This window comes from Negadavirga shengliensis (assembly GCF_042652345.1).
Lineage (GTDB): Bacteria > Bacteroidota > Bacteroidia > Cytophagales > Cyclobacteriaceae > Negadavirga > Negadavirga shengliensis.
Genome location: NZ_JBHSJJ010000006.1, coordinates 211,320 through 236,980, shown reverse-complemented (window position 1 = coordinate 236,980; position 25,661 = coordinate 211,320). Strand labels below are relative to the sequence as shown.

The window sequence follows — 25,661 nt, the reverse complement described above, 5'->3', positions numbered from 1 at the left end:
AATTTAAATGCCGATGTTAATTCCTATAGTATAGATCTTAGCCAGTGGATAGGCATTGTAATCAACCCTGAGGTTGGAAGTCCCCAAGACACTCACATCAGGATTGAAACCGCTATAATTGGTAATTGTAAACAGGTTTTGGCCTGTTAAGTACATTGACAAAGAAGAGATCAGTCTTGATTGCAGTCTGGGAAAGCTGTAGCCAAGCCTTAAATTCCTGAGTCTTAAAAACGACGCATCCTCAACAGCCCTGCTGTTTACCTGAAGGGGATTTGATCGAAATGAAGGTTGTTCGGAGGAAGGGTTTTCAGCCGTCCATCTTTCCAGAACGTAATCCTGTCTGTTTCTTCTGAATTCTATCGGGTTTTCTGTATCTATTCTGGTAAAATTCAGCATTTCATTGCCGTAGGAGCCATCAAAGAAAAAACTGAAATCAAAACCTCTGTAGGAAAAGTTGTTGTTAATCCCGACAGTAAAATCCGGAAACGGACTGCCTATGATGGTACGGTCATCCGCATTGATCTGTCCATCATTGTTGATATCCCTGTATTTCAGTTGGCCCGGCTGGGCATTGGGCTGGGCTGAATTGGCTATTTCCTCAGCGGATTGGAAAACCCCCTCCACTTGGTAACCGAAGTAGGCATTGATGGGTGCCCCTTCCTCCAGGATACTGAATTGGTCAATGAACCGGATACCTCCCTGCAAAATTCTGTTCAACGGTCCCAAATTGGTGACCTCATTCCTCACCGTAGCCAGGTTAAATGTGGTAGACCAGTTAAATTCACCCACGATATTGTGAGAGTTTACCAGGAATTCCAGGCCGCTGTTCCGCACATCGCCTACATTTTGAAGCGACGTGGAAAACCCGCTGGTACGGGGAATTGGCAAAAACAGCAACAAGTCATTCGTGTTTTTGACAAAGTAGTCCACGGAACCGGTAATCCGGTCTTCCAAAAACCCATAATCAAGTCCCACATTGACCTGCCGTGTAGTTTCCCATTTCAGATCCGGATTTCCCAACCGGACCGGAGCTATTCCGACGTTGCGGGATTTGTTAAAAATCGCATCCCCTGTCACGCCCATCAACACCTGGGATTGATAATTGCCTATTTCCTGGTTACCGGTAACGCCGTAACTTGCCCTTAGCTTAAGTTCTGAAAACAAGTCCATATTGGAAACAACACCCTCATCCACAAGCCTCCATCCCAAAGCCAAAGAAGGGAAATACCCGAACTTGTTTTCTTCTCCAAATCTCGATGAACCGTCTATTCTAAAAGCAGCCGTTATCAAGTATTTATTCATAAAAGAATAATTTGCCCTCCCCAAATAGGACAGCAATTGGTTTTTAAATCTTCCCGAGCCAATAACATACTGCTCCTGTTCGCCGGCACTTAAATTGTTGGTGAAAAATGCGTCTGTAGGAAAATTCCTGGCTCCTGCATTGAAACCCCTGCCGTTAAATTCCTGATAGGTATATCCAGCCACTGCATTCAGCCTATGGCTACCCTCAAATTCCTTATCATAACTCAATGTCAATTCCGCCAAATAGTTGGATCTGTCCTGTTGGGCGATATCGGCCTGGCCGTTGGAGAGCTGTCCTCTTTTGGTTTCCTTGGAAACAAACCCATCCCTCCGGATGGATTGTCGGTCACTCCCAAAATTCACCTTTGCTTTCAAATTGTCCGTAAGGGAATATTCAGCAAAAAAACTCCCAAAAACCCGGTTGGTTTCAGCTTCATCAAATATGGTATTGGCAATAGCCACAGGATTATCCAGGTCAACGATGTTGCTTTCCGAATAACTCCCGTCGGGATTTCTTACAGGCATGGTAGGGTCCATCTGAAGGGCAGTGGCAATCACGCCTGCTCCGGCGTTTATCCCCAGCCCAAAAGGCACGTAATTATCCTGAAGCACGCTGGTATTTAGGTTGAGCCCAAAATTAAACCTGTCCAAAGTATGGTTCAGGTTGATCCTTGCGGTGTAGCGTTTAGCACCGGAATTGATCACCACACCTTCCTGGTCCATGTAATTCAAAGAAAGGTAATATTGTGTATCACTTGATCCCCCACTGAAAGAAAGCTGGTGATTCTGGACCGGTGCTGTCCTGAAAATTTCATCCTGCCAGTTGGTGCCGTTCCCTATCGCTGCAATTTCCTCCTGTGTAAAAACCGGATTTCCTCCTGATTCGGCCCTTAAGTCATTCAGGAAATTCATGTATTCGGGTGCTGAAAGTACGTCCAGTTTTCTAGCCACTTCCTGCATACCTACATAAGTATTATATTCTACTTTCATTTTCCCCCTGTTTCCCCTTTTAGTGGTAATGAGTATCACACCATTTGCCCCTCTCGAGCCATAAATTGCGGTGGCCGAAGCATCCTTCAACACTTCAATGGATTCCACGTCTTCCGGGTTCAGGGCGTTTAACGGGTTTCTGGGATTGGGATTGGCATCCACAGCGGACCCGGGAGCCGGGAAATTGGTGATCGGCAATCCATCAATGACGTACAAGGGTTCATTCCCGGCCGTAATGGATGAAGCGCCACGGATTCTTATGGAAATCCCCCCTCCTGGTTCCGAACTGGCCTGTGTGACCTGAACACCTGGTGCCCTGCCTTGTATCATTTGATCTACAGACATTTGGACACCGGGATTGAAATCCCTGGATCGCAATGAGTTCACAGATCCTGTGATATCTTTTTTATCCACCACCCCGTAGCCGACAACAACAATTTCCTCAAGTTGGCCGATGTCCTCAGCCATTACGGTATTGATTTCACTTCTGCTGCCAACGGGTATTTCCTGGGATTCGTAACCCATAAAAGAAAAAATCAAAACAGCATCCGGTGAAACCTGAATGGAATAATTCCCGGATGCATCGGTGGAAGTCCCCTCACCCGTTCCCGTGATCCTGATCAATACCCCGGGCATTTCCATGCCGCTTTCGTCTGATACTTTTCCCTGAACGGTAATTTTATCACCTTCCCGTTGAAATGCATTTGAGACTTTTACATTCATTAAAAACAAGGTGGTGCATAATATAAAAAAACTACAATGAGTATTTGTTCTCCTCCAATTTTTCAATAAATACTTCATGACTATTTTGAGTGTATTGGTTTACCATATTATTTGTAAGATTTTTAAGTTAAAACAGGATTGAAAACCCTATACCTGGGGAACTGCCGACTTTTAATCCGTTAATCGATTAACTCAAAAGCTCTCATCCTGCGATGTTAAATTTTTAAAATGGCATGTATTAAAGATGGAATACGCCTGGTTAATCGCCGAAAACAATACGCATGATTATCCTCTTGACAGACCTTTTTCTTAGCGAGATGATCTTTGATCGGGGTTGGGTAACTTCAGCTGAATGTAGAAATGTTTCATACCGTTATTGGGTTAGTTAATGTTAATTAATTAGTTAATCGATTAATACAAGCCACAATAAAAAAGCAGTTGTAAAACGCATGATTCTTATTGCTATTTATGTTAATCGATTAACTTGGGCAATTATAACCATATTCTTTTTGAAAAAAAAATATTCACATATTTTGATTTGTTTTTTTACATGGCCAGCGAAACGCTTCACATTTCAAACCCTGTTTCTAAAGCACAGACCAGGGTTTCCCTCGGCAAAATCCTGTAGAGATCCGTCAAAGAGTCCGGGGATTTCCTGCCGGGTACAGTAAATTCAATTATATACACGTAAAAACAAAAAAAGAGGCTGTCCCGGATTTGAGACAGCCTCTTTTTACAAAACATCATTCAGTTAATCTGCTATTTCAAAAACAGCATCTCTCTATATTTGGTTAATGGCCACCACTCATCATCGACCAGGAGTTCCAGTTTGTCAACGGCATACCTGATCTTATGGAAAAATGCGTCCTTCACATCGGTGCTGTAAAGCTTCGATTTTTCAGTGATGTCTTCAATCTTATTGATCCTTTTCCTGGCTTCAATCATATTGCCGACATTGGCTTTCAGGGATTCGATGTGCTTGCTGATTTCTTCAATGGTCTCTATTGCCGCTCTGTGGTCAAGCCCCAAGCCCTTCAGACCGTTTGCATTTTGGATCAGTTTATTCTGATACTGTATGGCCGTGGGAATGATGTGGTTAAGCGCCAAATCCCCCATTACCCTGGATTCGATCTGAACCTTCATCACATAATTCTCCAACCTGATTTCATGGCGGGCATGGAGTTCCTTCTCATTCAGGACATTATGCCTACAATATAGTTCCGCCACTTGCTTGGAAATCAGCACATCCAGGGCATACGGCGTGCTCTTAAGGTTTGAAAGCCCCCTTTTTGCGGCTTCCTTCTCCCATTCCTCAGAATAACCATCCCCTTCAAATCTGATGTCTTTGCTTTCTTTGATGTATTTTCTAAGCACATCTACTATGGCTATCTTTTTCTCTTTTCCTCCGTCGATTTCCCTATCAATATCTCTTTTGAGCTGTTTAAGCACATCAGCAACGATTACATTTAATGCTGTCATCGGTCCCGCAGGATTTGCGCTTGAACCCACTGCTCTGAATTCAAATTTATTACCGGTAAAAGCAAAGGGAGATGTCCTGTTTCGGTCCGTGTTATCCAGGATGATTTCAGGTATCTTCGAAATACCCAATTTCATGTACATGTTGTCCCCTTTTTCGATTTTGATGTTTCCATTCTTCTCCAATTCATCCAGAATTCCGGAAAGCGTAGAACCCAGGAAAACGGAAATGATTGCCGGAGGAGCCTCGTTGGCACCTAATCTGAAGTCGTTGGCGGCAGAGGCGATGCTTGCACGAAGCAAGTCGGCATACTTATGAACCGCTTTAATTGTGGAAACCAAAAAGCAAAGGAACTGTAAGTTTTCCCTTGCCGAATTGCTGGGTTGGAAAAGATTAACGCCTGTATCCGTAATCAAAGACCAGTTGTTGTGCTTACCGCTGCCGTTCAGTCCTGCGAAGGGCTTCTCATGAAAAAGCACTTTCAAACCATGCTTTTCAGCTACCTTTTCCATCACATCCATCAGCAGCAGGTTATGGTCTGTCGCTTTGTTGATATCCTCAAAAAGCGGCGCCACTTCAAACTGACCCGGAGCCACCTCATTGTGACGGGTGGAAACAGGTATGCCTAATTTAAGCGCCTCTATTTCAAAATCCTTCATGTATTCTTTCACCCGGGAAGGGATAGAACCGAAGTAATGGTCATCCAATTGCTGTCCCCTGGCAGGGTTATGGCCAAACACTGTTCTTCCAGCCATTACCAAATCAGGCCGTGTAGCATACAACGCCCTGTCCACCACAAAATATTCCTGCTCAACCCCAAGTGAAGGGTTTACTTTCCTCACGTTTCTGTCAAAAAACTGACAGATATCCACGGCCGCATTGTTGATGGCTTCAGTAGACCTGATCAACGGGGTTTTGAAATCAAGCGCCTCCCCTGTGTAAGACACAAAGATGGTGGGAATACAAAGCGTCTGATCAAATATAAAGATCGGGGAACTGGGATCCCAGGCAGTATATCCCCTGGCTTCAAAGGTAGTTCTTAATCCGCCACTGGGGAAAGAGGAGGCATCCGGCTCCTGTTGTACCAATGCACTGCCTTTGAATTTTTCCATACCGGACATTGCATCAAAAAAAGTATCATGTTTTTCGGCTGTGGAACCTGTCAAAGGCTGAAACCAATGCGTATAGTGGGTGGCACCTTTAGACATTGCCCAACTCTTCACGGCAGTTGCAATCTCATCCGCAGTCGACATGTCAATTTTGGTCCCTTTGTCTATTGCAGAACTCACTTTCTGAAAGACAGAAGGAGCAAGAGATGCCTGCATTTCCTTCAACCCGAAAACCTGAGTTCCAAAATAATCAGAAATTTTCAGTGAAGGTGCAACGGCGATTACCTTTGGCCTGGATTGCACCTTCATCAATGCTTGTTGTCTTAGTGTTGCCATTTTTTGATATTGTGGTTTAAAAACTATATGCAAAAGTAGAAAATAATACGGAATTACAAGCCAATTGGTGAAAATATGAGGTATGTTGGCTAAAATTTACATGATTTTCAAAAATAATACCCAAAAAATGCATGGATTGAGAGATTTTTTAGCCTTTGGACTCGTTTTTTTGTAAAATTGAAAACCCGGAGATAATCCTTAACTTTGTGGGCTGAATGAAAAATGTTTCCGCTTTGAAAAAAGTAGCTTTCTATACACTAGGTTGTAAACTGAATTACGCAGAGACTTCAACCATTAGCCGTATGTTTGAAAATAAAGGTTATCTCAAAGTTGGGTTTGAGGATAGGCCTGATATTTTCATCATCAACACCTGTTCTGTGACGGACAACGCGGACAAAAAATGTAAAAAGATAGTCAAAGAGGCTAAAAAAATATCACCTGATTCGTTTATTGCCATCATAGGATGCTATGCCCAGTTAAAACCACAGGAAATAGCTGAGATAAAAGGGGTGGATGCCGTATTGGGCGCTGCAGAGAAATTCAGGTTAATAGAACTGTTGGATGGGTTCGCCGCAGCGCAGGAAACGAAAATCCTGGCTTCCGAGATCAAAGAAGCAACGGCTTTTAACAATGCCTTCAGTATGCATGACCGGACCAGAACTTTTTTGAAGGTACAGGACGGCTGCAATTACGGATGCGCTTTTTGTACCATTCCCCTGGCCAGGGGAAAAAGCAGAAGTGACGCCATTGCCAATATCCTCGCCTCGGCAAGGGAAATCGCCGGCACCGACGTTAAGGAAGTGGTCCTTACTGGCGTGAATATCGGTGATTTTGGCATTCAGGAGGGTAAAAGGCAGGAAAAATTCATTGATCTGGTAAAAGAACTTGACCGGGTTGAAGGGATAGAAAGGTTCAGGATATCCTCTATAGAACCCAACTTATTGAATAATGAGGTGATTGATTATGTATCCCAGTCCCAAAGGTTCGTGCCGCATTTCCACATTCCGTTGCAGTCGGGCAGCAATACCATCCTTCGTAAAATGGGCAGAAGGTACTTAAGGGAACTTTATGAGGACCGTGTGAATAAAATCAAGGCCCTTATGCCTCACTGCTGTATAGGTGTGGATGTTATCGTAGGCTTTCCCGGTGAAACTGAGGAAAATTTTCTGGAAACCTACCGGTTTTTGAATGAACTTCCGGTATCCTACCTGCATGTTTTCACTTATTCAGAAAGGGCCAATACCCGTGCTGCAGAGATGGATGGGGTGGTTCCCATGAAAGTCAGGAGTCAAAGATCAAAAATGCTTCGGATACTTTCCGAAAAAAAACGCCGAGAATTTTATGAAGAAAACCTGGGGAAAACATTCAAAGTGTTGTTTGAAGACGATGTAGAGGATGGGAAAATGCACGGGTTTACGGAGAATTATATCCGGGTGTCTGCCAAATACGACCCTATTCTCATCAATGAAATCAAAGAAGTGACGCTGATGGAAATAAATGAAAAAGGGACAATGGACGTCTCCGAACCTGAGTTTCGATATGAGGTACATTGAGCCGTTTGTCTAAATTATGGGCCCGGCAAGCTGATTTTGGATTTATGATGCTATTTTTTCAGCTTTTATAGTGGATGATATTTATCTATCCTTTAATTTTAAAAAGGTTATAATATTTATTTCAGATAAATACATCCATGATCCCAAAATATTTTGTATTGTGTTTTTCGGCCGGCTTATTCTCACTGGAGCTTGCAGCTTTTCAAAATCCCGATTTACCCATTGACCCATATGGGCCTGTATTGCTGTCAGATGATGGGAGTTGGTGTTGGTTCCAGGACAAACGGGCAATCCTTCACGAAGACAAACTCTATTTCTCAGGTGTCACCGCTGATGGCAAAAACACCTTGGGTGAATGGGATCTGGAAGATTATAGTACCGGCACTTCAGTTATAAGTCATGACATCCTGCCCCCGGATGATCACAATGTGGGTGCCTTGATGATAAGGCCCGACGGTAAAATATTGACGGTTTATGCCGGACATGGGATTGACAGCCTGATTCGGTTCCGGATCTCACAAACCCCTCTGGATATAACCAGCTGGCAGGAAGAGCGTCAGTTCAAAACAAACGGAAGAGTGACCTATTCCAATATTTTCAGGTTAGAAACAACAGGAATTACCTATAATTTTTATAGAGGGAATGAAAACAATCCCCACTACCTCGTGTCCCAAGATGACGGGGATTCCTGGAAATCCGGAGGCAGACTTTTTGAATTCGAAGGAAGGTCTTATTTAAGGTATGCTTCTGATGGAAAAGCAAGGATTCATTTCATCACCACAGACGGTCATCCAAGACACTTCAACAATAACATCTACCACGGCTATATAGAAAATGATCAACTTTACCGCTCGGATGGCACCTTGGTGGGTCCGCTCAGCCAAAACGAAAAAAGCCCTTACAAACCTTCCGACTTTACCTTGGTATATGATGGTGACCTCAACACGCGGACTGACGTGGCCTGGACCAGCGACATACAGTTGGATCAAGAGGGAAATCCCTACATTACCTTTTCTGTCACCAAGGACCCCATCACAAGAAGCGAAACCACCCATACAAAACTGGGAGGATTTGACCACCGTTATCATTACGCCTCATGGAACGGGAAAAATTGGGATGAAAGAGAAATTGCCTATGCAGGAAGCCGGTTATATCCTGGAGAAAACGAATACACCGGCCTGATAAGCCTGCATCCCAACCGAAAGGACGTGGTCTATATGTCCGCTGATGTGGATCCGAAAAACGGTAAGCCTTTGATGGTAGACGGAAAGAGAAGGTATGAAATATTTCGGGGAGAAAGCTTTGATGGCGGGAGTCAATGGGAATGGACTCCGGTGACCTATCAATCTGATGAAGACAACATCCGGCCCATCGTTTTGGCTGACAACAAAAGAGAAATAGTCATCTGGTTAAAAGGCCGGTATACTTCTTATAAAGATTATCAGCTTAAGGTATATGGCAAGGTTCTGCCAGAAGGCATTTTCACCCGGGCAAAAAAAGAGAAAAACATTCTCTTTTTGATCAGTGAGGACCCCAATAACTATGAGGCCCCATGGACCATTCCTGCGTTTGCGGGAAGGCTTGAAAAGGAAACCGGTCATCAAACCCAGGTGATTTTGGGGGAGGGAGAAAGAACCGCCTATCATTTTCCGGGTTTGGAGGAAAAAATAAACGATGCCGATTTACTGGTTCTGTTTTTAAGAAGGGTAGCCTTGAGGAAAGAACAAATGGCTATGATCAAAGGGCACCTCCTGGCGGGGAAGCCTGTTGTGGGCATTAGAACGGCCAATCATGCTTTTTCCATCATGAATGAGCCGATCCCGGAGACCCACGAAGACTGGTGGGAATTTGTTCCGGAAATTCTGGGTCACGAAAATCAGGGTTATGGTCCTGAAAATGAGAAGACAGAGGTTAGGAAGGAAAAAAACCAAAAGCTACTTCAAAATATACCTGACGAACCTTGGATCAGTAACGGCAATATTTATTTGGTGTCCCCTCTTCACGATAAAAACGCAAATGTCCTGTTGAATGGGACCTCGGCCCAACACCAAGAACCGATTGCATGGACCAGAAAAGCCGGCAAAAGTAAAATATTCTATACATCCCTGGGCTACCCCACGGACTTCAGTCATCCTAATTTTCTGCAATTATTGCTAAACGGCATCTCTTGGACACTCCAATAGCTGCGTTATTTATAAAAATTAAAATCAAAAAACTACCGACATGATGGGGAACACAATCTTTCACAAATGGATCCGGGTAGGTAACCGCTTGTTGCTGTCCTTCTCATCTGCTCTTTTCTTCCTGGTACTGATGGGGACAACGGTTTCCTACAGCCAAAGCGGCGAAAACAACAGGTGGCAGGCAGGCACGGCCAAAGCTATCATCACACCTGAAAAACCCATGTGGCTCGCCGGATACGGGCATCGGGACAAACCTTCCCAAGGAACTTACCACGATCTCTGGGCCAAGGTTTTGGTTATGGAAGACCAAAGGGGCAATAAAGGCGTTCTGGTAACCTCAGACATTCTGGGCTTTCCTCAGAAAATGTCCGAACGCATCAGAACAAAACTGTATCAAAACCACGGCGTAACCAAGGCGCAGGTCATACTCAACAGCACCCATACCCATTCAGGACCGGTCTTGGAGGAAGCCCTCTATGACATCTACCCACTTGATCCGGAACAACTCAACCTGGTGTCCGAATACAGCAATTTCCTGGAACAGAAGATAATTGAACTGGTAGGTCAGGCCATGCAAAACATGAAACCTGTCCGTTTATACGCCGCTAACGGTGTGAGCCGTTTTCAGGTGAACAGAAGGAACAATGCAGAACGCGAAGTCCATCAAAAGACAGCCCTGGAAGGCCCTATTGACCATGCTGTTCCGGTCATCAAGGTAGAAAACGAAGAAGGAGGGCTGGAAACCATCCTGTTTGGGTACGCCTGTCATCCTACGGTGCTGGATCATTATTATTGGTCTGGGGATTATCCGGGATATGCCCAGCTGGAATTGGAAAAATACCATCCCGGGGTGACAGCCATGTTTTTTCAGGGAGCAGCCGGAGATCAAAATCCCATCCCCAGAAGATCCGTACCCCTGGCCAAACAGTATGGCCGGACCTTGGCGGCAGCGGTAGACAGGGTCCTGGAGGAGGAAATGGCGCCTCTGCCTGCCACTTTCCGCTTGGTTTACCGGGAAATAGACCTGGCCTTGGAAAGTGCTCCCTCTGAGGAGGAACTTTCGGAAATGGCTCAGCAGGAATCCGGATATATGCAGCGTTGGGCCAAACGGATATTGGCCTTCACACAATCCGGAGGAACTTCACTCACATCCTATCCCTATCCCTTACAGATCTGGCAAATCGGCTCCCAATTGCTCTTCAATATGGGCGGTGAGGTGACGGTAGCTTATGCCAATCGCCTAAAGGCTGACTATGGTCACGACATCTTTGTCATGGCTTATAGCAACGATGTGATGGGCTACATCCCCTCAGAAATTATCCTGAAAGAAGGGGGCTATGAGGGATACTCATCCCAAATGGTATATGGCTTGCCTGCCAAATGGAAACCCGGTTTGGAAAAACAGATTCTCGAGACTTTTGATGAAATGGCTGCTGAACTTTCCATATCCAAAGTATATGAATAAAAGAATTTATAATTAAACTCAGAAAATTCAATCGTGATGAAAAAAAGCAACTATTTTAAATTACCCGTTCTATTGACTTTGACAGCCTGCTTGATCATGGCCTATACGCCGTTTGATGTGAACAATGGCGAATGGGAAATCCTTTTTGATGGCCAGAACACGGACAAGTGGAGGGCTAAGCAAAACCCCGCTTTCCCGGCACAGGGATGGAAAGTGGAAGATGGCCTCCTGTTTCTGGACGGAAAAGGAGGGGATATCATCACCAAAGAGAAATATGCTGATTTTGAACTGGTGTTTGAATTCAACTTTACAGAAGGGGCGAACAGCGGTATTAAATATTTCGTGGACACCATTGTAAACGAAAAAACCGGCAATATCATGGTCAATGGCCCTGAATATCAAATCATTGACGATTACAACCACCCTGAAATCAAAACTGATCCCAATGGTCTGAGCTCAACCGGGTCTACCTACTTGCTGTATGCCCCAAAGGGTAAAAAACTGAATCCTCATGGCGAATGGAACACGGGAAAGATCATAGCCAAGGGAAACAAGGTAGAGCATTGGTTGAACAACACCAAGGTGGTCAGTTATAAAAGAGGCAGCAAGGATTTTCTCAAAAGGAAATCCGAAACCAAGTTTAAAGATGATACCCGTTATGGTGAATTGGAAAACGGCCATATCCTGTTAACGGACCACCATGACAAAGTCTACTTCAGAAATATCAAGGTGAGGAAACTGTAGGATTTTGAAATGAACATATCCACCAAAAGGCGGGGGCAGGGGGAATACAGGCCTCCCCTTTTTTTAAACCGCAGATTACCCAGATTCACACAGATGGTTTGGGGATGAGGTTCTGGTCAATTTCCCAAAAATAAATCCGTGCTAACCCGCAGCATCCGTCGCATCCGCGGTCCCGCCTCCTTTTTAAACCACAGATGACCCAGATTCACACAGATGGTTTGGGGATGAGGTTCTGGTCAATTTCCCAAAAATAAATCCGTGCTAACCCGCAGCATCCGTCGCATCCGCGGTCCCCCCTCCTTTTTAAACCACAGATGACCCAGATTCACACAGATTAATTCCCCGAGAGCTTCCGATCAGTTCTCTATAAATAAATCCGTGCCAACCCGCAGCATCCGCGGCATCCGCGGTCCCGCCTCCTTTTTAAACCACAGATGACCCAGATTCACACAGATGGTTTGGGGATGAGGTTCTGGTCAATTTCCCAAAAATAAATCCGTGCTAACCCGCAGCATCCGTGGCATCCGCGGTCCCCCTTTTTTATACTTTAAATGAAATCACAAAACGGCTTCCTTCATTCACCTTACTTTGAATGGAAATCTGACCTCCCAAACTGGTGATGTGGTTATAAACCAAATAGAGGCCAATCCCTTTGCTGTCTGTGTGACCGTGGAATTTTTGTTGGAAACCGAAAATCCGGTCCTTTACCTTCTCCAAATCGAATCCCATGCCATTGTCCGTAAAAATCAATTGCTCCACACCATCAAGTTTCCTTGAAGATACCGTTATTTCCGGAAGGCAGCCCGGTTGAGCATATTTAATGGAGTTTGTCAGCAGGTTTAGAAAAATACTTTCCAAATAGGATTTGTTAAATTTCACCCGTTTTAACTCGGAAAAGTCACGATTCACTTTAGCTTTGGAACTCACTAGCAACAATTTTATAGAATCCAATACCTTGTCGAAATGGACCTCCATATCCAATTCCTCCACTTCTACCTGCAAGTATTCTTTTTGGGAAAGTGCATCCACGTATTTGTCCAAGGTATCTTTTAATTTCCCTGTAGATAATCTCAGCATGTGTATGAACTCAAGTGTATCCTGATCCTGGATTTTTATTTGATCCAGAAGTTCGAAAATAACCAGTAAATTGTTAACAGGAGCCCTTAAGTCATGCGAAGTGGTGTAATTTAGCTGCTTTAGTTCCTTATTTATTTTGGTAAGGGTGGTTATGAGACGGTTACGATCATCATCCAACCTTTTTTTATGGGTAATATTTTTGGCGATGGCATAAACAAGCTTGGATCTTTCTACGGGGATGGAAGTCCAGGACAGCCATATAATATCCCCGGACTTTGTAACATACCTGTTTTCAAAATTCAAAAGTACTGTCCCGTTGATGATATTCCGCCGGTTTTTGGCAGTAATTTCACTATCTTCTTCAAATACAAAATCATTGATCGGTCTGGAATATAGCTCCTGTGGAGTGTACCCAAGCAGTTTTGATAAGGCAGGATTTACTTTTTTGAAAAAACCATCATATCCCGCGATACACAAAAGGTCCGGAGATAATTCAAAAAACAACCCCAAGTCATAACTAGTCTCATTATTTAATTCGTGTAAACTCCCAATCATCTTTCTTGTTAATTTTCGGATCCATAAAAAAATTACAGGATATCAGGTATATATTGACAAGTTATCTTAAAGCATACTATTGCCGGGCTTAAATGTATAAAATATTAACTAAAATATCAATCGGCCCCCGAAAAGCGGGATTACAAATTAAGTCCTTCCGCTTTATCAGGAAAACCCTCTCCCTAAACCTTTCACTATTAACGCAGTTCCTCCATCATCAAGTCCAGGGTCTCATCCATATGTGCGTTGATGGCAGACCGGTTGGTCAATTCCCAGTAGCTTTGGTTTTGCAAGACCAATACCTGGGTCCCCACGATCCAGCTTTGAGTCCAGCCGGTAAGGGTACCCCAAGCTCCCCAGCCTACATCTGCATTGGAAGCCCAAAATTCCCACCGGTCAAAATCAAAAGCCCTGAACCAGGCACCATCCAGATCTTCGAATTTATCGCTCTTCACCTGTATCCTTGTTAGAAAGTCCGAAAGCTTTTCAAGAGCCTCCTGATATCTTTCCTCACCTGTCGCATGTGCGGCTTCGTTAAGGCTGAAAAAGGCAAAATTGCTCGTATAAAGCATATCGGCTATCGGATCCCCGTTTTCAAAAATCAGGGGAGCTTCATGCAGTCCGTATTCCTGATTGGACTTGGTTCGCCCATAACGGCCCTTGTCGACTCCCCCCAGCTCTTCCCTGATCGCACCGCTTTCCACCTGGTTTTCCAGAAGCTTGCTGACAATGCGGTCCAGCCATTCCCTGTGTTCGGCTGTGTCCTCTATCCTTACCAACCATGCCAAAGGCAATATCATCCTTGCCCTCTCCTGCTGGATGCCATTGGTCCACAGCCATTCATCGGGATACATCTCCATGGTAATGCGGATGGCCGATTTGGCTTTTTCCAGTAAGGGCTCATAACCTGTTTTGTCATATAACCAAAGGTAAAGCGCCCACATCCATGATTCAAAATGGGGGGCCGGATTCACCACTTCCCTGTTCCGGTAATATCTCCATCCCTGCCTTTGCAAGTCTCTCTGTTCCAGCCGCCGATCCCTGAATCCCAAGGTACCTGTGGTCCTAAAATTGGCAAGTATGGCTTCCAATGTTTCCTTATCCCATCTGTCGGTACCCATATGCGCCGATGCGCCCAAAATACCCAAAATGGCGCGTGCGTTATCATCACCATAATATACTCCAGGATGAGTATGGGACCAGCCGATCAGCCCGTAAGAAGCAGAATCCGGATGGCTTCGGGGGCCATTACGGAGGTTTTCCCGAAAAATATAATCCACCAGATTGCCGGCTATCGAAAAACAATCCTCCTTATTTAAAAGATTGCCGGCGGCCGCAAGGGCATAAGCCCCTTCTCCCTGCACATCTGCGCGGATCCAGTAGCGGTACTGCTGGGTGCCATCATGGTAAATATTAGAGGAATGGCCTTCCAATAACCCAAGGGTCCCGTCTCCGTTGGGAAGGTCCCTGGCTACCGGTGGTCCTACCGGATTGGCGCCATCGCCTTGATATTCAAGCCACATTTCCTTCCAATCAGGATGAACATAGAAGCGGCCCTTGGCAAACCATTCCACCCCTTTCTCCACACTGTTTTCCTTGTCTGCTGTGGTTATGGTTTCGTCCTGATCAAAAGCAGGTTGTAAATAAGTTGGCCAAGACTGAAAATCCAGCCGCGCTCCGGGAATCAGTTCACGGATTATATATCCCCAAACCGTTTGCCAGTGGTCTTCCGGTCCGTACCTTCCGGCGGCAAAATTGGAAAGTTTGGTAAATGCCACCAAGCCACTCTGATGCTTAATGAGTAGCGGATAGGTCTCCACATCATCTATCCCATATTCAGCCTTATCCAACCCGGCCACCTTAGCCAACACCAATAAAGGGTCATCATGGTTGACCTGAATCACATGGCAATCATTAATACCAAGTATACTCATCGGTCTAAGGCCGGCGCCAAATACATCCTGGACCACTACCCCCCTTTCAAGTCTGGTTCGCAAAGACTCATTTGGCAGCACCATTCCCGGAACTTCAGAAGGATATTCTATATAGTACCGGATACCTTTCTGCTCAGCCAGGGTAAAAAAAGTGCCTTCCAGGTTTGTTTTTTTCATCGGGTAACCCTCAGCAAGAACCATGAGTACCGACCCGTCCGGAATTTCCATGATTGCTTGTAACGGATCCGGATATGTTTGTATGGAAAACCCTTCCTGTTCCAGCCAGACCACCACCTCATTGCTTCCGTTACCCACTACATGAATCATCTGACCGGATTTATCGCAGGAATAAAAAAGAAGCACACTAAAAGTCAATACTAAAATTCTGAGGTGTATATGACCGAAGCACATTTACTATACCAATTAGTTTAAGACATAAGAAGAATGCAATATACAAGTTTTTGAACAGACGGAATTAGTCAGCAGTGTTTTATGATAAAAACGCAAATGAAAACCAGTAAAATCTATTGATATAATGGTTGTTTTTAGTATTCTAAATTCCTGATACCCCTTTTCGGGCTTCTGATTTCAGACATGGGGCAGCCTATTTCAAGTCCAATGAATTATTTGTTCCCATTTTGACTACTGCCTGATATCCTCATATCAGGAAATCAATTTTTTTACAGGAAAAGCATATATTTTCCTATTTTTACACCTTATATCATTTATATTCTTTTTCATGATACCAAAATCCCAAATAAATAAATTCATCGAAGACCTTAGAGATGACAATCTTACCGGGGTAGCTTATAAAAACCTACTTTTAAAGAAAAAAATCCTGACCCATTTTGCCCATAGCGGCAACACTACCATCAATGAACTTAGCAAAGAACTAAATATCAGCTCCCCGAAAATCAGTAAAATGATTGGCGAACTCATGAGTGACGGATTGGTGCAGGATTATGGCAAAATTGAAGCTGGTGTGGGAAGGCGGCCAAACAACTTCGGTCTGACAAATGACAGCGTGTTCTTTGTAGGCGTGGAAGTAAAAAAAAGTTATATCAATATTGGTATAACTGACCTGAACAACAAACTCATTAAATTCACACCCGGGCTTCCTTATCAACTAAGCAATACTGAAAAATCCCTGGATCAGTTATGCCAACTCATCAATAATTATTTGGACAAACAGGGAATCGACCGAAAAAAATACCTGGGGATGGGCGTAAACCTGACCGGCAGAATCAATTTCAGAACGGGTTACAGTTACAGTTATTTTTACTTTAACGAAGAGCCCCTGAGCAAGGTCATAAAGGCACGAACAGGAATATCGACTTTTCTTGAAAATGACTCCCGCGCCATGGCCTTTGGGGAATTTACCTGCGGAGGGGTACAGGATGAAAAAGATGTTTTGTTTATCAACATTGACTATGGTATCGGCATGGGAATCATGATAAATGGGGAGCTTTATTATGGCAAATCCGGATTTTCAGGAGAATTTGGCCATATTCCCTTTTTCGAAAACGAAATCATATGCCACTGTGGCAAAAAAGGCTGTCTGGAAACAGAAGTTTCAGGAAGAGCGCTGATAAGGACGTTTCAGGAAAAGCTCCGAGAAGGGTCAGCCAGCCGGGTTCAGGGAAAATTCAGCGACCCGGAAAAAATCGAACTTGAAAACATCATTCAGGCAGCGGTCAACGATGATACACTTGCCATAGAGTTGATCGACGAATTGGGATTAAAACTAGGTAAGGCACTCACCTCTCTGATACACCTCTATAATCCCGACCTTATCATCCTGGGAGGAAGCTTGGCCGACACCGGAGATTATCTATATCTGCCGGTGAAAATGGCCATTAATAAATATTCACTTAATCTGATCAGTCAGGACACCAAAATAAAACTTTCCTCCCTAGGAATAAAAGCGGGAATAATGGGAGCATGCTTGCTTGCCCGTGAAAAGTTTCTTAAAAACATATATTGAAAAAACATAAAAGCCCCCTTCATTTGTTCACCGCCCAGTCCATAAAGCTAAAATCCTTTTCCGACCCGGACAGTTTTTCTGCAATAGCTTCATAATCCTGCTCCCCGAATTTGACCGCCGCTATGTGCAGACAAGGTATGATTTTAGCAGGATCCATTGGGGTGATCTGTTCAAATCCCCATTTGTTTTCCCCGTCAGCGTAGGAAACAAGGTAATCCAGCGCCGCTTTCAACCCTCCTCCATTACCATTGGTATAATTCCAAAGATCCATGCCAAGATGCTCACAAGCCAGGGCAAATTGATACATACCAAACAGGTTCATGCTGCTGTAGTCCCAGGATTTGGTTCTGGCGAGTTCCTTGGGTTGTGAACCATCTCCCTCTATCATGACATCCAGGATCAGCGGCAAACCTGCCTGTGCAAGGCTGTCTGCCTGCGCATCCCTTCCTAAATACAAAGCCAGCGGTACCGTTTGGGCAAAATACCATGTTGTATGGTTATTGCCGTGGATGGCCTCATCTTTCCCATGTTGGCTGTTGACAAGCCAATCCAGGTACTCACCTATCCACCCTTTCATGTTATCGCCTATTTCCGGTGACCAATGAGCCGATCTTTCTAAAAAATGAATAATATCAGGTAAATCAGCAAATCTTCTTGTATCAATGATCCCAATCCCCCTGCCTTCAGTCACTCCCGGAATGCACTGTGCAAAATTCAGATTAGGGTTCATCTTGGTCTCAGGATCCAAAAACCAGGCCTGGAGTAACCCTATCGCGTGGGCAGCATATTTCTCTTCACCTGTCAGCACAAAACCATGACTGAGGTCGGTAAGGGCGTTCATCAATTTCCCCAACTGTTCCTTATCTTTGTAGTCAAAGTACTCAGGGTTGATTTCACCATCCTTCCGGATATAAGGCAATCCATCTTCTTTCTCAGGGTCAGGCCACCAGTAGGGCCCCATGCTCATATAATCGTGGATATCTCCACTTGGCGGCAATTGTGTTTTTAAGGTGACGGAAAAAGGGCCTTCCTGAAGGCGGGCGTCCGCATTCCCGACCAGGTTCTTTATTGTTGCAGCGCTGTTGATATTTCCTGACTGGTATTTGGCCACCACTTTTTGCACCACTTGCGGATCTTTAAGGATCAAATCGCCGTATTGGGCATGGGCAGGAGCACACCATAAAATCAAAGCAGAAACAGCTAGATATAATCCATAACCACTCATTATGCTACAGTTCTTCATACGTCCGGTTTATTGATTTCCCACATACCCAATGATGATCAAAATTTCAAAAGTGCTTCCTGTTAATAATTTCTGACAAAATAATCGCCTCCCTGGCGGATTTTCTGTTTTTCAAAATGGATGCATATTTACTGACGCCGGACGCTTCCTCAGCCACGTCCTCCACTTCACCGAGAATTTTCCTGTCATCATTGATATCAATTTGATCATCAAGTTTCACCAATGGCTGCTTTATTTCCTGATATTCGCGACGAACCGGCTTCGGAAACACCGGTTCTTCATGCTTCGGGAACTTTGCAGGGGCGTTTTTTTTCGCCTCCGGCTCTTTTTCCGCTCTTTCCCCGGTAAATACGATATCCCGTTCCCTTTCCGCCTGTTCCCTCCTTATTTCCCTCAATAATTCCTCAAAACCACCCTTCCTTTGGGGTCCTTTTGGTTCCTGTGAAACATCCTGCTCCGGTTTTTTACCCTCTTTTTTTTGGATAAAAGCGGTGTAAATAAAATAAATGATGATAGCAATGATATAAAATACTGTTCCTGAGTCCATTTTTTCAGCTTTTTCACCTGTTAAAGGTTAAAATTAACAATAATAATTGGATTTTCTTCTATAATGATCCTTTTCGTCAACATCAACATCTAATCCATATTAAATAAGAATGCAACTATATATTTATATTTAATATTTAAATAACAAAAAATAAATGAAAAATGTTTTTAATTGAAAATATTATCCATATTTTTGCATATCAATAAGGGATTATTAAGGATAAATGTAGATTGTATATTATATGATTTTGGTCATAATTCGACAAAATTTATAATATTCTTATTAACATTTAGATAATTTTTAAGTATATTTACTTAAATAGGGCATAAATAAACTTCACAATATCAAAAATTCCGATATAAACATGATATCCAACGACCACAACACCACAATCATCAGGCTTAACATAGCCTTTCCTGACCTTATGGTAAAGACTTATCACGGAAACGTGCGGCTGAAAAGCTTAGTAAAAAATCAAAGGGCAATTGTCTACACAAATCCAATTGATCTTATTCCTGGCACAGAAGAGGAAAAAATGCAGTTGATGGAGAGTCTGGAAGCGTTGAAAAAATTGAACTGTTTGCTCATAGGATTCAGCAGAAGAACCTTTAAGGATCACCTCACTTCCCTCAACTGGGTAAATTCCTATTTAAAAGAAGACCTGGTTTTTCCTATATTTTTCCAACCAGGACAGTTTGATGAAAATCTTAAGAACTACTTTCCTACGGATGGAGAAGAGATTGTCGACCCCGTTTATTTCGTCGAAAATAATGGGATGACCAAAATTATGCTGAACGGCAAAAATAAAAACAACAGAAGACTGACAAAAGTATTGGACATTGCAGGAAGACTTGTCCTCTCCGACCAACAGTTCAGTCCCCACGCACCGGAAAAGGTGGAAAATTAGACAATGCTGAAGCAATAATCTGGGTGGGGTAACCGGGTGGTTAGACAGGGTCAAACCAAAAAATAGAGAACGGCGGTCAGAAAGGGCGGAATATCCGGGCTTTCCGAGTATCTCCGCAAAAACCCGCAATCATTTCCGATTCCGGATCTTCAGCAAAGGCAAAACAGGGTGATTCCCCATAACTGTATTTCGGCAAACTAAGGTGTTGTTTGATCCGTTAAGACAGGTGAGAAAAGAGCAATATCAATTCAAGGAAGGGGTGGTTCAGGCTTGAACCACCCTTAATTTTTGTTCAGAACCGCTTTCTTTCTTCTCCTCGTTTTTCCCCTCATAAAGCTTTACTGCATCATTTTTGGATGTGGACTTTAGTTTTTTTACCGTTGCCTCCAATTCCGCTCCCGGATCAACCTGAAGCTGCCCTGAGGTTATTGTTCCGTTGACAATTCCCGTCTCACAGATCCTTGTGGTATCGGTGACCAGTATATCCCCGACAATTTCCCCCATGATACACAAATGACTGGCTTTCACATTACCGATAATCTGGCCGGTGCTTCCAACTATGATCTTTTTGGAGGTGGTGATATTTCCCTGAATAATTCCTTCCACCCTCAGGTCATTGTTTGAATCGATGTCACCGATCATCCTGAACCCCGGTGCAAAAAAAGAGGTAGAACTAGGGCCTCCCAGTTCCTGATTTGATTTTTTTTCTTTGTTCCACATATCCGCTTGTAATTATAAACTTAGTAAGGATAAATACGATTAATTCTGAAAATTTATGATCATGAAAACAGCACTTAAGGCATGTATTTATCCGAAATAAAACGTTTAATTTCCTTATATTCAAAATAAATTTTCACAAAGCATTTTTGGCATTTCCAATTCAAATTTTCCGTATATTTTTTTTTGATCCTTCCCGTACTTTAAATGAAATAAAGGATATTTTATTTCCACAAAATTTTATTCTATCTCGGGACTACACCAAAATTGAATTATTTGAATCATATGTTGCATTAAATAAAAAATGAAAAAACAACATGCTTTTTACAATATATATTTAAACTTTATCTGTATTTAAAACAACAAATCCGCTTCAGGTATGCTTTTGTTAAAGAAATGGGATTGGTTCATGAAATGGCGTGGGTAAATGATGAAATGGAGAAAAACACCTTCGAAACTTCAACAGGCGAAAACATTGGATTGCTAAATTATGTTATATATTATTTTTTGTTTGATTATTTATATTTTAATTTTATTATCGAACTTCCTTTACAAAAGGATTTATTTTATTGCTTAAATTTTTTAAATCCTTGAGTAAGTTATAAATTAGGCAAAATTATATCTGTTCAAAACATGGAACACACTGACCTTCAATATATTAATGAGTGAATGAAATTATGAAAACCAAACTTGAAACTTTAATAGTCGATGATGACATTCTTACACTTCACTACATCAAAAACATCGTCAAATCTTCACCTATAAACGGACCCATCAACACTGCTGAAAATGGCAAATCCGCATTTCAGGTTTTAGAAGACCGTACCACTGACTGTGACGCGATCCTGGTTTTCTTGGATATTAACATGCCGGTAATGGACGGCTGGTCCTTTTTGGAGGCCCTTCAGGACAAGAGCTACAAAAATAAGGTGCAGGTGGTAATGGTCACCTCTTCTACTGACCCGGCCGACAAAGACAAATCCAGTAATTTCCCTCAAGTAATCGGATACCTTGAAAAACCGGTTTATCCCCATGTTTTTGTGGAGATTTTTGATTTGTTCGACAGCAATATCATCATCCCAAAATCAGGTTAATCAAGCCTTATACCGTTGGAATGTAAAACTTTGACCTTCATTTTAACTCAACAAGCCAGTATTCACCATACTGGCTTCATTAACGCCCATTTTTGTTCCGGCGCTTACCTCCTTGCTAATTTACCCGAACTGAGTAATTTTGTTTTAAGCAAAAAACATATCCATGCAGCTTTCCAAATTAGAGGTAAAAGGTTTTAAAAGCTTTGGTGACAAAGTAGTCATCCATTTCGATAAAGGCATAACGGGCATTGTAGGCCCCAACGGTTGTGGGAAGTCCAACGTAGTCGATGCCATCCGTTGGGTTTTGGGAGAGCAAAAAACCAGAATGCTCAGGTCCGATAAAATGGAAAATGTCATCTTCAACGGGACTAAAAACAGGAAGCCGCTGAATATGGCGGAAGTTTCCCTCACTTTCGAAAACACCAAAAACCTCCTCCCCACAGAATACACCCAGGTCACCATCACCAGAAGGTATTACAGGTCCGGCGAAAGCGAGTACCTCCTCAACGGCATTACCTGCCGGCTGAAAGATATCACCAATCTTTTCATGGATACCGGCATCAATTCCAACAGCTATGCCATTATTGAACTGAAAATGATCGATGAGCTGCTGAATGATAAAAACAATTCGCGGAGGGACCTCTTTGAAGAAGCCGCAGGTATCTCCAAATTCAAAACCAGAAAAAAAGAAACCCTAAGAAAACTTGAAGACACCGATGCGGACCTTGCCCGGGTGGAGGACCTGCTGTATGAAATAGAAAAAAACCTGAAGTCACTCGAAAAACAAGCCAGACAGACCGCAAGGTATTTTGAGATAAAAAAGGAATATAAGAATGCCAGTATTGCCTTGGCCAAAACAAGTACCGGGCATTACCGAGACTCCCTGATACAGCTCAATCGCAGGCTGGAAGAGGAAAACGACAAAAAGCTTAAACTGAACGCCGATATCGCCTCCCTGGAAGCACAACTGGAGCATCTGAAATCCAATTTGGTCCAAAGAGAAAAACTCCTTGCTTCCAGACAAAAAGCACTCAATGACCATGTGCATAAGATCAGGCAATTTGAAAGTGACAAAAAAATAAAAAACGAAAGGCTTCGCTTTTTGGAAGGGCGTGCCCAGGACCTCCGGGCTCAGATTGACCAGGATAAAAAAAGCCATGAAAGAGCCGGATTCAGCGTCCGATCCTTGGAGCAGGAGAAGGCGGCGGCTGAAAAACTTCTTCTCGAAAGTGAACAAATGGTGCAAAACCTAAAGGAAATCTATGAAGAAAAAAAATCCGCCTACACCGTTTCCCAAGAACAACACCGGGTTCTTCAAAGCAATTATTCCCAAAAAAAAGACCGGCTGTACCAGCTATCCAAATCCATAGAAATCCAGCAGATTCAACTGAATGCCCTCAAACAGGAGTTGGAAAAAACAGCCACTGACGACAGCAGCCAAGTTGAGAACCTTGCTGCCTTTGAGGATAAAATACTGGTGATCAAAAACGAACTGGATGAAAAAAACGATGCTTTAAACAGAATAAAATCCGAAGAAAACCTTCACAACGCAAAAATAGATGACGCCAGCCGAACCCTGGAGCTCATTCGGGAGGAGATGACCCAGGTCAGTAGAAAACTCGATGCGAAAAACAATGAATTCCAGCTCACCAAATCCCTGGTGGAAAACCTGGAAGGGTTCCCTGAAGCCATAAAGTTTTTGAAGAAAAACAAATGGGGCAAGGACATTCCGTTGCTTTCGGATATCCTCACCACGGAAGAAAAATACCGGGTGACCATTGAAAACTACCTGGAAAACTTCATGAATTATTATGTGGTGGATACGGAGGAAGAAGCCATCAAAGCTGTTAATCTGTTAAGTGACGCAGGCAAAGGCAAAGCACATTTTTTTGTACTTAACCGGTTCGAAAAATTCCAACCTTCACAAAATAAAATTTATGCCAACGCCGTCGCCGCCACGGAAATCATTGAATACGATTCCAAATATGCCCGTTTGATCGCCTATATGCTTGACGATGTTTATATCTTCAACGGCGACATAAAAGAAATTCCAACGGTACAGGAAGCCATTTTCATTACTGAAAACGGCAAGTTCATCGACAGAAAATTCAGTATCTCAGGAGGATCTGTAGGTCTTTTTGAAGGCAAACGGATAGGCAGGGCCAAAAACCTGGAAAAGCTTGAAAAAGAAATCAAGGAATTGAACAAAAAAATCAGCCTCGTCAGAAATAATCTGGACAAAAAAACAGGCGAACTGATGAAGCTGAAAGCCGTAAATTACAAACAGGCAATAGATGAACTCCAGCAGGAAATCATCACCATCAACCAGGAATATGTCTCCATAAAGACAAAAAAAGAACAGCTGTCAGAGCTTCTTTCTTCCAATGCCGATAAAAAGGAGGATATTCTGGATAAAATCAACCGGATATCCGAAGAACTCGAAGAAAACACGCCCCAACTTGATCTCGAAAAAACGGCTTTTGCTGAAATAGAGGAGGCACTTGAGGAAATAAACGATCATCTTGAACAGTCCTCTGAAGAACTGTCTGTCCGCTCCAACCAGTACAATCAGGAGAACATCCTGTACCATCAACAACTGAACAAGTTGAACAATATCGATCAGGAGATAGGTTTCAAGCAAAGTACTTTTGAGAACAGCAAGACGAGGATTGAAAAAGGACAGCATGAGCTTGGCCTCATAGATCAGGAAATCAAGACCCTTATTGACAACAATGAAATAAAAGACGACGAGCTGATAGAATTATATACCGAAAAAGAAGGTATAGAAAAAGCTGTAGCTGAAGCCGAAAAAGAATATTATGGCTCCAGGGGAAAAATAGATGAGCTGGAAAAAGAAATCAGGGAAACCCAAAAATCAAAGGAGAACATAGATACCCTCATCATGGAACTCCGCCAATCCGGGAATGAAATCAACCTTAAACTGAGCGGCATTAAAGAAAGAATCAGTGTGGAGTTTGAATTGGATCTCGATAAAATCATGGAGGAATCTCGCGAGACAGGTCCTGAATATGAGCAAAAGGATGAGGCTACCATCAGGGAAGAGGTGCAAAAAGCCAAAGACAGGTTGGAAAAAATAGGACCGATCAATCCCATGGCTATGGAGGCCTATGACGAAATCAAAGAAAGGCACAGTTTCATTACCGAACAAAAGGATGACCTGATCAAAGCAAAAGACTCCCTCATCGAGACCATCAAGGAAATAGACCAGGTGGCCAAAGATACTTTCCTGGATGCCTTTGAAAAAATCAAAACCAACTTTGTAAAGGTATTCAGGTCTTTGTTTACCGCCGAGGATGATTGTGACCTTAAACTGACAGAACCTGACAATCCCTTGGAAAGCAGCATAGAAATCATCGCAAAGCCAAAAGGAAAGCGTCCTTTATCCATCAATCAGCTTTCCGGCGGGGAAAAAACCCTTACCGCCACCTCTCTCCTGTTCTCCATTTACCTGTTGAAACCCGCCCCTTTTTGTATTTTTGATGAAGTGGACGCGCCTCTGGATGACGCCAATATCGATAAGTTCAATCAAATCATCCAAACATTCTCCAATGAGTCCCAATTTATCATTGTTACCCACAATAAAAGGACCATGGTCAGTACTGATATCATCTACGGCATTACCATGATAGAAGCGGGTGTTTCCAGAGTGGTTCCTGTGGATTTAAGGGAACTTGTAGAAGATTCTGAGCAAACTTAAACG

At 43.2% G+C, this 25,661-nt stretch carries 15 protein-coding genes; 8 read left to right on the top strand and 7 right to left on the bottom strand.

What is annotated here, in order from left to right; genetic code table 11:
• Window positions 1-3 precede the first annotated feature (3 nt).
• Window positions 4-3,015, bottom strand: a complete 3,012-nt coding sequence (locus ACFPFU_RS12575; RefSeq protein ID WP_377064995.1) for a SusC/RagA family TonB-linked outer membrane protein — start codon at window positions 3,013-3,015, stop codon at window positions 4-6.
• A gap of 759 nt (window positions 3,016-3,774) precedes the next feature.
• On the bottom strand, window positions 3,775-5,937 hold the full coding sequence (locus tag ACFPFU_RS12570) for a glutamine synthetase III family protein (protein ID WP_377064993.1): 2,163 nt from the start codon (window positions 5,935-5,937) through the stop codon (window positions 3,775-3,777).
• Between the two features lie 233 nt (window positions 5,938-6,170).
• On the opposite strand from ACFPFU_RS12570, the gene mtaB reads away from it, so the two are divergent.
• The 4 genes from mtaB (at window position 6,171) to ACFPFU_RS12550 (ending at window position 11,882) form a co-directional block, all read left to right on the top strand.
• Window positions 6,171-7,490, top strand: coding sequence for a tRNA (N(6)-L-threonylcarbamoyladenosine(37)-C(2))-methylthiotransferase MtaB (gene mtaB, locus ACFPFU_RS12565; RefSeq protein ID WP_377065209.1), 1,320 nt, complete (start codon window positions 6,171-6,173; stop codon window positions 7,488-7,490).
• A 137-nt stretch (window positions 7,491-7,627) separates the two neighbouring features.
• Entirely contained in the window at window positions 7,628-9,673 is a 2,046-nt protein-coding gene (locus tag ACFPFU_RS12560; RefSeq protein ID WP_377064991.1) for a BNR-4 repeat-containing protein, read from the top strand.
• Window positions 9,674-9,713: 40 nt separating this feature from the next.
• Window positions 9,714-11,138, top strand: coding sequence for a neutral/alkaline non-lysosomal ceramidase N-terminal domain-containing protein (locus ACFPFU_RS12555; protein ID WP_377064989.1), 1,425 nt, complete (start codon window positions 9,714-9,716; stop codon window positions 11,136-11,138).
• A gap of 36 nt (window positions 11,139-11,174) precedes the next feature.
• Complete coding sequence (locus ACFPFU_RS12550) at window positions 11,175-11,882, top strand: 3-keto-disaccharide hydrolase (RefSeq protein WP_377064987.1); 708 nt, start codon at window positions 11,175-11,177, stop codon at window positions 11,880-11,882.
• Window positions 11,883-12,422: 540 nt separating this feature from the next.
• On the opposite strand, the gene ACFPFU_RS12545 is transcribed toward ACFPFU_RS12550, so the two are convergent.
• A complete protein-coding gene (locus ACFPFU_RS12545; RefSeq protein WP_377064985.1) occupies window positions 12,423-13,514 on the bottom strand; it encodes a PAS domain-containing sensor histidine kinase in 1,092 nt (363 codons plus the stop codon).
• Window positions 13,515-13,711: 197 nt separating this feature from the next.
• The gene (locus tag ACFPFU_RS12540) at window positions 13,712-15,775 is read right to left on the bottom strand and encodes a hypothetical protein (protein ID WP_377064983.1); all 2,064 of its coding nucleotides are present in this window, start codon (window positions 15,773-15,775) and stop codon (window positions 13,712-13,714) included.
• A gap of 412 nt (window positions 15,776-16,187) precedes the next feature.
• On the opposite strand from ACFPFU_RS12540, the gene ACFPFU_RS12535 reads away from it, so the two are divergent.
• Complete coding sequence (locus ACFPFU_RS12535) at window positions 16,188-17,432, top strand: ROK family transcriptional regulator (RefSeq protein ID WP_377064981.1); 1,245 nt, start codon at window positions 16,188-16,190, stop codon at window positions 17,430-17,432.
• A 19-nt stretch (window positions 17,433-17,451) separates the two neighbouring features.
• Here the strand turns inward: ACFPFU_RS12535 and ACFPFU_RS12530 are convergent, their stop codons facing one another.
• Together ACFPFU_RS12530 and ACFPFU_RS12525 are read right to left on the bottom strand one after the other, a co-directional pair.
• Window positions 17,452-18,675, bottom strand: coding sequence for an alginate lyase family protein (locus ACFPFU_RS12530; protein WP_377064979.1), 1,224 nt, complete (start codon window positions 18,673-18,675; stop codon window positions 17,452-17,454).
• Window positions 18,676-18,721: 46 nt separating this feature from the next.
• Window positions 18,722-19,222: a hypothetical protein gene (locus ACFPFU_RS12525; protein ID WP_377064977.1), complete on the bottom strand. Its 501-nt coding sequence runs from the start codon at window positions 19,220-19,222 to the stop codon at window positions 18,722-18,724.
• A gap of 364 nt (window positions 19,223-19,586) precedes the next feature.
• On the opposite strand from ACFPFU_RS12525, the gene ACFPFU_RS12520 reads away from it, so the two are divergent.
• Window positions 19,587-20,129 carry a hypothetical protein gene (locus ACFPFU_RS12520; RefSeq protein WP_377064975.1) on the top strand — a complete coding sequence of 181 codons (543 nt, stop codon included), beginning with the start codon at window positions 19,587-19,589 and terminating at the stop codon, window positions 20,127-20,129.
• Window positions 20,130-20,393: 264 nt separating this feature from the next.
• On the opposite strand, the gene ACFPFU_RS12515 is transcribed toward ACFPFU_RS12520, so the two are convergent.
• Window positions 20,394-20,849: a bactofilin family protein gene (locus tag ACFPFU_RS12515; protein ID WP_377064973.1), complete on the bottom strand. Its 456-nt coding sequence runs from the start codon at window positions 20,847-20,849 to the stop codon at window positions 20,394-20,396.
• Window positions 20,850-21,523: 674 nt separating this feature from the next.
• On the opposite strand from ACFPFU_RS12515, the gene ACFPFU_RS12510 reads away from it, so the two are divergent.
• Together ACFPFU_RS12510 and smc are read left to right on the top strand one after the other, a co-directional pair.
• Window positions 21,524-21,940: a response regulator gene (locus ACFPFU_RS12510; protein WP_377064971.1), complete on the top strand. Its 417-nt coding sequence runs from the start codon at window positions 21,524-21,526 to the stop codon at window positions 21,938-21,940.
• Window positions 21,941-22,103: 163 nt separating this feature from the next.
• On the top strand, window positions 22,104-25,658 hold the full coding sequence (gene smc / locus ACFPFU_RS12505) for a chromosome segregation protein SMC (protein ID WP_377064968.1): 3,555 nt from the start codon (window positions 22,104-22,106) through the stop codon (window positions 25,656-25,658).
• The last annotated feature ends 3 nt before the right edge of the window (window positions 25,659-25,661 follow it).